Genomic DNA, 13,082 nt, shown 5'->3' on the forward strand with positions numbered 1-13,082 from the left:
CTTCTGCAGGAGGAGCACTATGCCAACTCAAGAAGCAAAAGCACATCGCGTCGGCGAATGGGCAAGTTTACGTAACACCTCGCCGGAAATTGCCGAGGCGATTTTCGAAGTCGCCCACTACGATGAAAAACTGGCGGAGCAAATCTGGGAGGAAGGCAGCGACGAAGTGCTGGCGCTGGCCTTTGCCAAAACCGATAAAGACAGCCTGTTCTGGGGCGAACAGACGATTGAGCGTAAAAACGTCTAGGAGGTTTATCCCCACCTGGGCTCACCCTAACCTGCTAAAAAAACCCGGAGTGCTCCGGGTTTATATGCCGCGCAATACTTTGAATCTTAAAGGATTAAAATTCAACGCATCCACTTAGCATCCATCAAGCCCCGTCTAGTGCGGGGTTTTTCATGTATCGTTGACGTTGCGTTAAAACGTAGACAGCGTTGACAAACAAGCCACGAGTAATCGTGGCTCAATTTGACTTCATCTATTCTCTATTTCCAGCCACACGCCTGCTGCAGGGGCTTTAATGCATTGTTCAACCCAGTTAACTCAAATGTGACCGATACGGGGCTTTCGTTGTAGGGGGTTATCCTTGCAAACATCTTTTCAGATTTAGCTAGAGCCTTAACAAAATCTATATCTCTGCCACTATAAAAGACCGCTTTGGTGTCGGTAGAAATCGACCAGCTTCTTTCCACGGCTTTCTGCTTATCAAGCCGGTAAAGCATACTTGTTTCCTCAAGTCCTAAGTACACATCCCAATTAATAAAAACTTCAGTTTTCTTTTCACGACAGGCCACAAAAATCGTTGGTGTGACTGTTTCGCCAAATGGGGTTCTGATGGAATCATTGCTAGGTAACATTAGAACCACGTTTTTTGAATCATCAACCGGAGATGTTGTTATATGGGTCAGCCATTTTCCGGGGTTCGGAGTCGCTTCTGCTACAGCAGGCTCATCCTCTTCTGCTGCATCCTGCGGAAAAAGCTTGTCATAACATGCTAATCGCTTGGTGCCATTTAATTCTGAGCGGCACTCATGGACCTTTTCTTTACTGATTGCCTCGTTTTTAGCAACTTCAGCGTCTAAAGGTGCATTTTTGACTGAACTCGCCGGTTTGAAAGTTGGCGAGAAAAATCTGTCATAGCAGGTCAGACGTCTCTCATCCGTTTTTTCATCGGGGCATTGCTCTCTACTTTCAAATTTTTCAGCACTCTTCGTTCGCGAAGGAGGAATTGAATTGTCGTAACAAGAAAGACGCAGCGAGCTATCCTCAATCGACCGGCACTGAAGAACCCCTTTAAAGTCCCTTGACTCCTCTTGAGCGTGAGTAGCTAAAGAAACGGAAGCAGCTAAAAATGTCGCAATGAAAATAAAACTTTTCTTCATGAGGTCATCCTTTTGGTCTAGTAAGAAACACCAGTATTCCAATAACTATGTCGCCGATGACCCAAATAGTACCAATGGCCATCATTCCCAAACCCGCGCCTAAAGCGGCTCCTGCCCTTTCCGCTTCAGATGTAGCATGGCTTATAACTTCACCAGTTCCGCCTAGCCCTTTAAAAAGGACGTAGATCATGAAGATGTTAAATAAAATGAAGATCCATTTTATTAGTACCCCAAAAATTGAGCGACGCGGCTTTCTTAATTGTTTACCGCAGGATGGACACCTCAATGCTGAATCGCTCACTTCTTTCCTGCATTCCGGGCAGCTGACCAAAGCCATAGCAATCATCCCCATCGTTACTTATTAATTGTCATTTGTTACAAACAATTTTATTTTATCGGATAATTCTTCATTGACAAGAAAGAAACCCCGCGTTTGCGGGGGGGGGGCTATTTTAAACTGGGAGGGTTAGTTGATCGCTACCGTAGTGTGAGGCAGGAAAGGCATCAGAGGGGATAAAGCCCGGCGGTAGAGTCTCACGCGGCGCGCGCTTTGTTACCAGTTTTTCAACGCTGTTTAGCGTGGTGAAAGTGATACTACATTCAAAATTCTGGCACTGGTGATAATGCCGAACCGTGGTATTGCTTAACGAGCGACTGGTGCGCGTTTTTGCAACGGCACCACAAACAGGACACTTAAACATGTTGGCCTCCCGGGGCGGGAGTTGAACTCGCTCATATTATGGCCGTTAACTCGCACTTTCTGCAATCCATTCAGGTATTTTCGCCTCAAGCTCCAGCCTGGTTTTGAATCCGCTATCGTCTACCGTATGCCCCACCTTCGCGATTATCCAGTCCTGCTTGTCTATCGCATCTTTAAATCCCGTCACTGTTCCGTGCATCTCCGGATAAAGATCCGCGCGACCATAAGCCAGAGTTAATGAAAATTCAGCTGCGCCGCGCTGAAGCTGCTGCCACTTTGCTGCGGCCGCGCGCTGCGCCGCCATTTCGCTGCTATATGTTGTGCGGAGTACAAACACATTACCATCTTCCCCGGCGATATAATCCCCCTCCCGGCTGCTGCTGCGCGGCTTGTTCTCCGCGGTTTTCTTGCGCTTCTTCACCGTAACTCTTTTCTTTTTGCCGAAGTTCAGATCCAGCCAGTAAGCCTGCACGCCAGTGTAAGCGTCGCGATCTGCAATACGGAACGAATGACGGTCTGCACTACCGCGCGTAATGGCGAACTCCGGCAGCGCTTTGCCGTTCGCACTAACACCGCCCCCCGGCAGAATGAACAACAGGCAACCGTTTTTCACCGTAGCAATGGCGCCGAGAATATCCGCCATACGCGTCAGGAATGACATATCGCTCTCCTGGGTCTGGTCGGCGTGATCTATCTCGGCGTTTATCAGCTGCTCGGAAATAACCGGCTTCAGTTTGTAACGGTGAGCGATAGCCGACACGATGCGCTCTACCGTCACGTCATGCCACGACACCTCGCGTTTGATATTGAATTCATCGCGAAAATCAGCGCTGCGGGCGGTTATCTCGATGCGGTCTGGCGGCCCTGAATGCGCTACCTCATCGACAATATAAATCCCCTTGTAGATTAGCGGCTCCCCCTGCCAGCCGAGCGATAACGACAGCTCGGCGCCACGAGGTGGCAGCTCAATATCACCCTGGCTGTCATCAACGGTGATCGTCAGCTCGTCGGCGTTAAATCCCCGGTTATCCGTCAGCTCCAGAGAAATCATTTTCTCATCCAGCACGGTCAACGCCTTACCGCCAATCAGGACATTAAACGCCGGGATGCGCGACAACTCATCCTGGTATTTTTTGAAGTCCTGAGCGCCCGCATTCAGCAGGCTTTTTGCATTGTCGATTGTGTCTGTGTTCAGCGCCATGATTGCCCTCCGCCGCTGATAGTTCCATGCGCGCGCGAGGCATGCGACGGCTTTTTGTTGTCACGGAACGCCCACAACCACCGCCGCGAGACGACACCATGTATTTCAGGGATTATCACCCCGAACTCACTAAACATGATGGCGGTAGAGTATGACCGACAACTTTTTCCACGGGGCGCGCACCAAAGAAAACACCGACCTACAGACCGTAATCAACGATGTTGATTCAACGGTCATTGGCCTGGTGGCGGTTGCTGAGGATGCCGATCCCGAAACTTTTCCACTTGATACACCGGTGCTGATTACGCGAGTGATCAGCGTGCTGGGTAAGGCCGGCAAAACCGGCTCCCTGTACAAATCACTCAAGGCTATTTCCGACCAGGTCAGCACCCGCGTGATCGTCGTGCGTGTCGCTGAAGCTAAGACCGAGGAAGGCGCACAGACACAGTCTCAGCTCATCATTGGCGGAACGAAGGCAGACGGCAGCTATACCGGCATGTTTGCCCTGCTGACGGCAGAGCAAAAAACCGGTTATCGCCCGCGCATCCTCGGCGTACCAATGTATGACACGCAGGAGGTCACCGCGCAGTTACGCGTGATTGCAAAGCAGTTGCGGGCATTCTCTTACAGCTATTGCGATGGCTGCGAAACGATCACCGAAGCGAAAGCTTATCGTGAACAATTTGCAGAGCGCGAAGGCATGCTGATCTGGCCGAACTTCATCGCCTACAACTCACTAACCGGCGCCAACGAAGAATTTCCTGCCGTGGCTTATGCATTAGGGCTGCGAGCACTGATCGATAACGAGCAGGGCTGGCATAAATCGCTATCTAACGTGGCGGTTAAAAACGTGCTGGGGATTACCAAAGACGTATTCTGGGCGCTACAGGCGGAAGACTCCGACGCCAACGAGCTGAACGCCAATGAAATCACCACGCTGATTAAGCGTGACGGTTTCCGCTTCTGGGGCAACCGCACCACAGACACCGAGGAATATATTTTCGAGGTGTACACCCGTACCGCCCAGATCCTGGCGGACAGTATCGCCGAAGCGCAATTTACCACCGTTGACAGCCCACTCACCCCGGCGAACGTGAAAGACGTGGTAAGTGGTATTAACGCCAAACTTCAGGCACTCGTCACGGCGGGCAAGCTGATTGGTGCGGCGTGCTGGTTTGATATCATCGATAACCCGACCACTGGCCTGCGCCAGGGTAAGGCTGTCGTGCGCTACAACTACAGCCCGGTACCACCGCTGGAAGATTTAACGCTGATCCAGACCTTCACCGATCAGTATTACGAACCGGCTTTTGCATCGCTGGGAGGTGCGTAAATGGCTATTCCTAAAAAACTGCGGCTGTTTACCCTCTTTGTGGACGGGGAAAACTATATCGGGAAAGTTCCGAGCGTCACACTCCCGAAACTCACCCGGAAAACAGAAGACTATCAGGGCGGCGGCATGCTTGGCGCAGCGGGTGTCGATCTCGGCCTGGAAGCCGGGGCGCTGGATGCATCAATGATTGTCGGCGGTGTAGTCGAAGAGCTGATCCTGAAATGGGGCGGCGATATTGACGAATTGCGCCTGCGCTTTGTGGGTGAGATTTACAGCGGCGGTACCAGCTCGCTGCTGGAAGTCGAAATGCGCGGCCGCATCACTGAAATTGATCAGGGTGAAGCAAAACAGGGTGATGACACAAACCACACCTATGCGATCAAAAACACCTATTACAAAGAATCAGTAGACGATAAACCCTTGCTGGAAATCGACCTACTGAACTTCATCTACAAACGCAACGGTAAGAGCCTCTATCCAGATCGGATTGCCTCCGCGCTGGGCCTCGGCCAGTAACTTTTTAACCACTATCAATGGCGGCCAGACCGGCCGCCCGGAGAATTACCAATGTCTGTTACTTTAAGCAAGCCTATCAAACGCGGTGATCAGGAAATTAAAACCATCATTATCACCGACACTATTAAGCAGGCTGGCTCGCTGCGCGGCCTAAAACTGGTTGATGTGCTCAACTTCGACTATGACGCCGTTTCCACGCTGCTGACGCGCACAACCAGCCCGCAACTGACAGCTGTCGAGATTGCCACGATGGCGACCGGCGACTTTACTGCGCTGTGTGAAGAGATCACGCCTTTTTTGACGAAAGCGGATCCGTCCGCAGTCACCGAAGCGGCGACGGCGAGCAAGTAAGAGAAGCAGTTATCTCCGATATCGACGACCTGATCGCCGATATCGCTGTTATTTTTCACTGGCCGCCCTCCGAGATGTACGGCATGGAGCTGCGCGAGCTGATAGCCTGGCGCGAACGGGCGGCTATCAGAAGCGGCAACCATGACAAGGAGGATGACGACGATGGATCTTAGTATTCGCGTTGCGTTCAGCGCCATTGATAAACTCACCCGTCCGGTCAACGCCGCCAGTAAAGCTATTGGCGGCCTTTCTGACTCCCTCAAGAAAACGCAATCGTCGATCAAGGATCTGGAGAAAAACGCAGCGGCATTCGACAAGCTACGCTCGCAGGCCAATGAAACGGCGCAGAAACTAAAAACTACCCAACGAGCCTTTGACGGCCTCAACCAGAAACAACGCGAAGGCGGCCAGCTTACCGAAGCACAGGCGGCTCGTCTTGAATCTCTGCGCGGCAAACTCTCACGGCTGACGGATACCTATAACAAACAGACCACACAGCTGCGAACGGCTGCGCAGGCGGTACGCCAGCACGGCGTTAACCTCTCGTCCGGCAGCGGTGCTGTTCAGAGTGCGATCCGGCGCACCGAGCAATATAACCAGACGCTGGAACGCGAACGCCGTCAGCTGGCGGCCACAACGCGCGCCCAGGCAAGCTATGAACGTACCAAAGAAACCGCAGGGAAACTCCGTGGCGCTGGCATGGGAATGACACTTGGTGCAGCGGCTACAGGTTATGCGGTGGGGTCGTTCCTGGCGCCTGCGGTAGGTTTTGATGAGGAAATGTCGCGCGTACAAGCGCTAACCCGCCTCAACAAAAACTCATCCCAACTCGCCGACCTGCGCGCGCAGGCAAAAAAACTCGGTGCCGAAACGGCCTTTACTACCCGCGACGCCGCGAGCGGTCAGGCATTCCTCGCGATGGCCGGCTTCACCCCTGAAGCTATTCAGGCGGCCTTACCCGGCGTGCTTAACATGGCGCTGGCCGGTGGCATGGATCTTGGCGAAAGTGCCGATATCAGCTCTAACATCCTGTCGCAATTCCGTCTCGATCCAAAAGAAATGGATCGCGTCAGTGACGTGCTGACCGCCGCCTTTACCCGCACCAACACCGATTTAACCAATATCGGCGAAGCGATGAAATACGCGGGTACCGGCATGGCCGGTCTGGGTGTTGATGTTGAACGTACCACCGCCATGATTGGTGTAATGGCGAACGTGGGGCTGCGTGGCAGTATCGCGGGTACAGGCCTGCAAACGACGTTCTCCCGACTCGCTGCGCCCACCACCAAAGCGCAGGCCGCGCTGAAACAGCTTGGCATCACCGTAGCTGACGCTACCGGAAAAATGCGACCGGCAGAAGCCATCCTCTCGGATATCTATAAATCCGTTTCGAAGTACGGCGCCACCGATCAGCTGTCCTTCTTCAAAGATATCGCAGGGGAAGAGGCGGCCAAATCATTCCAGGCACTGGTGAGATCTGCGGGTAGCGGTGAGCTGCAAAAGCTGCTGGCAGATTTACGCGGATCACAGGGTGAAGCGCAGAAAGCGGCAAAAGTGATGGCCGACAACCTTAGCGGCGATCTGAAAAATCTGGATAGTGCATGGGAAGGCTTCCGCATCCAGGTGGAAGAAACCACCGACGGGCCATTACGTAAACTGACTCAGGGGTTAAGTGACTTAATCACGTCAGCCAGCGAATGGGTAAAAGAAAACCCGCGGCTGACGCAGACGCTGATCCTTGTCGGTGGGGCGCTGACTGTCTTTGCCGGGGCGGTGGGTATTGCCAGCATTGCCGCCAGTATTATCCTCGGCCCCCTGGCAAAACTCCGCCTGATTCTCAGCATGATCGGCATCTCATCAATCACCGCGACCGGCGGTATTTCGACGCTCGGCATGGCGTTCTCAGGTTTAAGGGTCATCCTTGCATCTCTGCTGGGGATCCCCGGCCTGATTCTGGCGGCGTTCATTGCCGCCGGTCTGCTCATCTGGCGATACTGGGAGCCGATTAAGGCGTTTTTCTCCGGGCTGTTTACCGGCATCAGCCAGGGGCTTTCCCCACTGATTCAGTCGTTTTCTTTCCTGGTACCGCTGTTTGACGCCATCAGCGCCGGAGTGGCGAAAGTCTGGGGTTGGTTCAGTCAGCTATTTACACCGATTGATTTTTCCCGCGATGCGCTGGATAAGTGCGCCAGCGCCGGGAAAACATTTGGCGAGGTGCTGGGTACCGCCCTGAATCTGCTTTTCACCCCTCTCCGCTTGCTGACCGAAGGAGTCAGCTTGTTACTTGAAAAGCTGGGGTTAATCCCTTCCGGAATTGACGCGGCACGGGCTAAGGCCAACAACCTCGAACCCAAAAAACCGACGTCGTGGGAGTGGGATCCGAAGCAAAAGAAAATGGTTCAAAAGGCGTGGAACTGGTCACCTAAAAAATCAGATTCCCCGGTTACCGCAGGCGCGCCGCCCGCTCCCTCGCCACTGTCCGGCAACACCGGCACAATGCGCCGCTTGAATAGCATTGCGGATAACACGAAGGCGACCGCCGACAACACGAAGGAAGCACGCAAAAAGATTGGCCCTGGTGACATTATTTTTAAAAACCTGCCTCGCGCGCTGGCCTTGCGCGGCGCCTATCAGGAAGCGCGGATCTCACCTCAGGCAGTACCGCGTGTTGCAGCTCCGACGGCAGGCAGCATTCTCTCCGTTCCCTCAGCGACACAAGGCCCGCTGTCGGCGCCCGTATCAGCCCCGACAAGTGGTGCGCCAGTGTTTAACCTGGTCTTTAACGAAGTCGGCCAGCATTCGGCGCGGGATCTGGAAAGAATGGTCAGGAATGCCGTTCGCGATGCAATGGCCAGCACCAACAGAAGTAACCGTGGCTCGTTCCGCGACAGAGATTAGAGGTAATCAGCATGATGATGGTTTTCGGGATGTTTGTTTTTACGCTGCGCACGGCTCCTTATCAGCAGCTCCAGCACGCGCAGGAATGGCGACACGTTAAAAACGACCGGGTTAATCAGTCCGCCGCGTGGCAGTACATCGGGCCGGGTGAGGATAATATTACTCTGACCGGGGTACTCTATCCGGAAATTACCGGCGGCAATCTGTCGCTATCTGCGCTTGAGACGATCGGATTTTCTGGCCGACCCTGGCCGCTGATTGAAGGTGATGGCCGGATTTACGGGATGTACGTTATGACGCGGCTGGAACGAGGTAAAACCGAGTTCGATCAGTTCGGTGGCGCAAAGAAAATTGAATTTACTTTAAGCCTCAGCCGCGCAGATGCAGATTTTCGCGAGAAGCTGCAATCATCCTCCATCAGCGATGCCCTGGCAGACCTTCAGAGCAGCGCCACCAAAGCCATTAACGCAACAACCAACTCACTTAATCGCCTGTTTTAATCCAACAAAAAGCCCCTCATAGAGGGGCTTTTCTATACCGGCAAACATCGCCATTTCTGACCGTGCTGCAGAACGTTATTTTTGACGATGCTCGATACTATGCAACCCGCGCCCAGCACATCAGCAGGGTGTGTGATTCAACAACGCTGAACGATTTACCTTCGCCGAGGTTGGCTGTTTTGCCGTTGGTCGAGTGTTTATGCGTTGGGATCGTGACTTCGTGATCGTGATCTCCGGCATCATCTGTAACGCCCAGCTCTTTAGGGTTAAAGAGCTGACGCACATCACCGCCTATCTCCCAAGGGTTATCTTTACCGGCTACACCACCATGATTGTGAACACCGCCGCGCGTGGTCTTCAGCTTCTGCTCTTCCTGTTCGCTGGTTTCGCCACTCACATCAATCTGTACGGCGGGCAGGTTGGCCCGCTGGAGTGTAACGGTATCGCTGCCGCCGATCTTCCCGACGTCCGAACCGTCAGCCTTGCCAACACGGATTGTTTTATTCTCGCCAGTATAAGTCCATTGCGACCACGGCCATTTCTCGTTCGGATCTACATTTTGAGCAAAGAAGCGTACCGTTCCCGGCGGGTTTTCCTCTTCCCAAAAGTCCCGGCGTGCCGCAGTGATAGCTTCGGCAATAACCTGCTGAATGCTGGTATCAAGATCCCCTACTACCTGATCCGTGTAGTCCTTCGCTTCATCCTTTGCCTTATTCACTTCATCAACCGTAGCGAGAATGACTGTCGGATCGGCTTTTAGCTCAACATCTGCGGTATTGCTTACCGCAATCCAAAGGTTAACGGCGTGCATGCGCCCCGCCCCTTCAGAAAGTTGCGGCTTGTATGATTCCGGCAGGTTCGCGACCGCAAGGCACACGCCGTCGTCATCGTATAAGGCCGCTTCTCTTATCCAGAATCCACCAACCTGCGGCAATATAACCAGCTCAGCACGAATAACATTCGCCGCCTGATCGGCAATAACCAGGCGGTTAAGCGGCGCGCGATAAATCTCGTTAATTAAATCCTGGCGTGCGGTGTCCGGCGGCAACGACTCGCCGCCACCATCACCAACCGCCATAAAAGCAAAGCCCACTGGCTCACCAGTTAACGCTGCCTCTGCCAGCTTCGCTTCTCCGGCAGGCGTCAGCAATGTTGTATATTTTTTCCCTGCCATAGGATCACCTCTTAAATGCTTATGCCACGGCGGGCGTAGTAGGCCTGGAAGTAATCGTAAATTGACTTTATTTCCGCATCAGATAGTGCACGGTCAAAAATCAGTGCGGCCGCAATAGCGTTATCTCCTTGTACCTCCGCATTGTTATGGCTCCGGCCAATACGGTAAGTTAACCCGGCGGTCACAAGAGATTCCATCGTCCCCGCAGCAGTGACGCTACTGCTTTTGTTCGAAGTAATGTCCTTTACAGAAATGGTTTTGCCCGTGTCTTTCGCATACATAAATCCCGGACTACCTGCCTGAACCCCCAGTTGAACCGCCGTAGAAAACGCAATGCTCTTATCTGCGCCGCTGGCATCCTGCCCCTGATAATGCGAGTACACGGTTAAAGCCTGCGCGTCACCATTACCAATAAGAATGGAGCGACCAAACTTAGCATCACCGGTATAACTGGAAACTAAAAATTGACGACGAGCGTTAATGGTGCGTTTAGCCACAACAATCAATGTTGCCTCTTTTGTATTAACAACACCGGTATCCAAAAAATCATTTGCATTAAATTCAGCAAAATGATTATTCACTACCGGCGCGCCGTTAATCACAGCATCAATACCATTTTTAGCAAAGTTCTTTGTAAGACTACCCCGCCCATAAATTCCGGCATATAACAAACCCTCGGTAGAAAACGGCGGATTCCATCCATCCGGGTTAGCAATGATATTAGACGGCACGTTAGATTTAATGACCATAACCATATTGTTTATTCTCCGTAAGGAATAGAAAGGCAGAATTGCACTGATGCGTTGTTTAGCGGGTAAGGCTTGCCAACCAGCTCCGGTATATTTTCAGTCTCATACTGTCCAGTACCCGCTTCAAAAATAAAATCATCCAGTGCGTTAAAAGTGTCGCTATCAAAAACGTTACCGTTTCCTTCGTGGGTAGTTTTATCGCCATACCACAACTTTGCATTACCGGATATATCCCGACCAACCGTGATTTTAATAATCGTATCCGCCACAATTTCAACAGCGGTGATGGCGACTGTCCCGGCGTTATCTGTCACCCGAAAACCTTTATCGACATACATCGTAGCGACGTTTTTCACGTATGACGGCCTGAACGTCAGCGGCGGTGACGGTACATGATAAAACACGTAAATTTCCCGCCCACTGCTCGCAATCTTAATTGGCCCCAGAGGTTCCCAGCCTTGCCCCTCGTTTAATACCAGGTGCTTAACCTGCGCAACTTTCATATCAAACCAGCGGTAGCCATTTGGCCCCAGGTGACCGCCTTTATCCGGGTAGTGATAAACCGGCCCGACCATATAAGCGTTTTCGTTTTCCTGGCAAAACTCCCACTGTGCCATTCCAATAGACAGATAAGCATCATCGCGGGTATACCCCGCGCCGGTCTGGTACATAAACAATGCTGGAGGGGATTTTTGTCCTGCGATACCAACGGCCATATCTGCAATCATGTCGTTATACAGCTTACCGAGATTGCGCTTATAGGTTTCTTTATCGTTTGAGCCATCCCTTTTCTGGTAATTCCATTCCCCCTGGATCCAGAGAATAGCTGCAACGGAATACGTAACACCTAACTGGTCAGCCAGTGCTTTAACCTGCTGCACAGCCTGTAAAGGTCGTTGATAAAGCTCAGGTGATGCCCCTTTTGATAACTGCTCAATACTGCGACCGTTTACGCCCGTGCTGGATAATACGAACCGGCGCGAGGTGTCACGCTCCAGGCAATTACGTTGTAACCAGAGACGACGTAGCGCGTTAGCCATCGCTACACCGCCTTCACCTTCATTCCCGGCCCCTGGTGTCAGCGCAGAAATTTGCTCATCCGTCAGCAAATCATTACCGGTGCCAGACTGCACCACTGCCCGCAGAGGCTTAAGCGTAGCGCTGCCGACAGGGGAGAACTCCGCATTAGTCCGGCTTGCCGGTCGTATTGAATCACCCAGCATCAGGTTATCGAATCCCTCAACCGGCGTTTTGCTCAGGGCGGGCCATCCCTCCTGTTGCGTGCCGAGGCTCTGACTGTAGATGATCAGGTGATTCAGCCCACTAACAAGACGCTGAACGGCAGCGTTATACCGGGCACGAACATTCTGCGAATACGCTTTATTTTGTGCATCAGCAGCAATCAGGTTAAGGTTTTCAACAGGATTTTCTTTGACCCCGATTAGCTCGCCATCCCCATCCGTCAGCGCTTTGAAAAAACCTTCCTCATCCTCAAGATTCAGCCATCCCATACCACCGGCTTTCGTCGTGAACTCACCATCGCCACTCAGCGCGTGTGGCGCCGCTTTACCTGATTGGTCAGCTACGTCAGAATAAAACCCATCGATATCTTCCAGACGCAACCAGGCGCTGTCCGTGGTTTCAGTATGAAATTTGCCGCCACCATTCAGCGTACCCGGACGCTGCCCGATACCATCTGGTCCGACGATGTTTACGCTAAATCCTTCCGGGTCGCGATAAATCAGCCCTGGATCGCCATCCTCATGCGACATCGCCATGTCTTTAACATATAAACCATCAGGCGCGACCATACAGTTAATGGCCCCGAACGCCCCACTTGCCATCACGCGAAAAAATGAGAACCAGTCATCATCAACAAAATCCAGCATCACATCGCCATCATGACGTGACTGGAAAAAGTTATTTTTAATTTCCTGCAGCATTTTATCGCTGGGTAACTTTTTCCCGGTAGGCGTGGCAATGCCATTAATATTTTTATATTCATCCAGCGAATAATCGGCATCATTCGTGCGAACGGTAAAAAAAGCATCAGGCTTAATTAGTCCTTTATCTATATCGACCTGCGCGTCTGCTTCATTGTCGTAAGGTTTTTCGCCAACGGAATAGCCTTCCAGCATTTGCATTAAAAGCAATGTACGGTTTGCCAGCTCCTGCGCCTGAATATTTGCAGCGCCACCACGACCGCCCTCGACTTTATCTGCACGGATAATAAGAGGAACGTCACCCCACATAGGTGTTTCGATAATATTGGTCATA

14 protein-coding genes are annotated in these 13,082 nt (G+C 52.2%); 7 read left to right on the forward strand and 7 right to left on the reverse strand.

Annotation, left to right across the window (positions count from 1 at the left end):
• The first annotated feature begins 19 nt into the window (after positions 1 to 19).
• Positions 20 to 247 (forward strand): YccJ family protein, encoded by a 228-nt coding sequence (locus KB892_RS16070; RefSeq protein WP_002898701.1) that lies wholly within the window; start codon positions 20 to 22, stop codon positions 245 to 247.
• Positions 248 to 486: 239 nt separating this feature from the next.
• Here KB892_RS16070 and KB892_RS16075 read toward each other — a convergent pair whose 3' ends face one another.
• The 4 genes from KB892_RS16075 to KB892_RS16090 form a co-directional block, all read right to left on the reverse strand.
• Positions 487 to 1,383 (reverse strand): type VI secretion system-associated protein TagO, encoded by an 897-nt coding sequence (locus KB892_RS16075; protein ID WP_040197735.1) that lies wholly within the window; start codon positions 1,381 to 1,383, stop codon positions 487 to 489.
• A gap of 4 nt (positions 1,384 to 1,387) precedes the next feature.
• Positions 1,388 to 1,720 (reverse strand): zinc ribbon domain-containing protein, encoded by a 333-nt coding sequence (locus tag KB892_RS16080; protein WP_032436279.1) that lies wholly within the window; start codon positions 1,718 to 1,720, stop codon positions 1,388 to 1,390.
• A gap of 115 nt (positions 1,721 to 1,835) precedes the next feature.
• Positions 1,836 to 2,084, reverse strand: a complete 249-nt coding sequence (locus KB892_RS16085; RefSeq protein WP_072353965.1) for an ogr/Delta-like zinc finger family protein — start codon at positions 2,082 to 2,084, stop codon at positions 1,836 to 1,838.
• A gap of 45 nt (positions 2,085 to 2,129) precedes the next feature.
• The gene (locus tag KB892_RS16090) at positions 2,130 to 3,284 is read right to left on the reverse strand and encodes a phage late control D family protein (protein ID WP_077273873.1); all 1,155 of its coding nucleotides are present in this window, start codon (positions 3,282 to 3,284) and stop codon (positions 2,130 to 2,132) included.
• Between the two features lie 151 nt (positions 3,285 to 3,435).
• Between KB892_RS16090 and KB892_RS16095 the strand changes: the two genes are divergently transcribed.
• The 6 genes from KB892_RS16095 to KB892_RS16120 are packed head-to-tail and all read left to right on the forward strand — an operon-like array spanning position 3,436 to position 8,882.
• Positions 3,436 to 4,617, forward strand: a complete 1,182-nt coding sequence (locus KB892_RS16095; RefSeq protein WP_072353964.1) for a phage tail sheath subtilisin-like domain-containing protein — start codon at positions 3,436 to 3,438, stop codon at positions 4,615 to 4,617.
• The gene (locus KB892_RS16100; protein ID WP_004187274.1) at positions 4,618 to 5,133 is read left to right on the forward strand and encodes a phage major tail tube protein; all 516 of its coding nucleotides are present in this window, start codon (positions 4,618 to 4,620) and stop codon (positions 5,131 to 5,133) included. It begins immediately after the preceding gene.
• Between the two features lie 51 nt (positions 5,134 to 5,184).
• Positions 5,185 to 5,484, forward strand: a complete 300-nt coding sequence (locus KB892_RS16105) for a phage tail protein (protein ID WP_072353963.1) — start codon at positions 5,185 to 5,187, stop codon at positions 5,482 to 5,484.
• Positions 5,485 to 5,516: 32 nt separating this feature from the next.
• On the forward strand, positions 5,517 to 5,657 hold the full coding sequence (locus KB892_RS16110; RefSeq protein ID WP_040209255.1) for a GpE family phage tail protein: 141 nt from the start codon (positions 5,517 to 5,519) through the stop codon (positions 5,655 to 5,657).
• Positions 5,647 to 8,382 (forward strand): phage tail tape measure protein, encoded by a 2,736-nt coding sequence (locus KB892_RS16115; RefSeq protein ID WP_072353962.1) that lies wholly within the window; start codon positions 5,647 to 5,649, stop codon positions 8,380 to 8,382. Before KB892_RS16110 ends, KB892_RS16115 begins: the two co-directional genes overlap by 11 nt.
• Positions 8,383 to 8,393: 11 nt before the next feature.
• Complete coding sequence (locus KB892_RS16120) at positions 8,394 to 8,882, forward strand: phage tail protein (protein WP_072353961.1); 489 nt, start codon at positions 8,394 to 8,396, stop codon at positions 8,880 to 8,882.
• Between the two features lie 97 nt (positions 8,883 to 8,979).
• Here KB892_RS16120 and KB892_RS16125 read toward each other — a convergent pair whose 3' ends face one another.
• The 3 genes from KB892_RS16125 to KB892_RS16135 are packed head-to-tail and all read right to left on the reverse strand — an operon-like array spanning position 8,980 to position 13,081.
• A complete protein-coding gene (locus KB892_RS16125; RefSeq protein WP_072353960.1) occupies positions 8,980 to 10,056 on the reverse strand; it encodes a phage tail protein in 1,077 nt (358 codons plus the stop codon).
• Between the two features lie 11 nt (positions 10,057 to 10,067).
• The gene (locus tag KB892_RS16130; RefSeq protein WP_064144972.1) at positions 10,068 to 10,811 is read right to left on the reverse strand and encodes a hypothetical protein; all 744 of its coding nucleotides are present in this window, start codon (positions 10,809 to 10,811) and stop codon (positions 10,068 to 10,070) included.
• A 5-nt stretch (positions 10,812 to 10,816) separates the two neighbouring features.
• Complete coding sequence (locus KB892_RS16135) at positions 10,817 to 13,081, reverse strand: sialate O-acetylesterase (protein WP_211778016.1); 2,265 nt, start codon at positions 13,079 to 13,081, stop codon at positions 10,817 to 10,819.
• Between the last annotated feature and the right edge of the window lies 1 nt (position 13,082).

Origin of the sequence: Klebsiella sp. P1927, from assembly GCF_018204675.1 — a bacterium.
In the GTDB taxonomy this organism is placed as follows: domain Bacteria; phylum Pseudomonadota; class Gammaproteobacteria; order Enterobacterales; family Enterobacteriaceae; genus Klebsiella; species Klebsiella pneumoniae.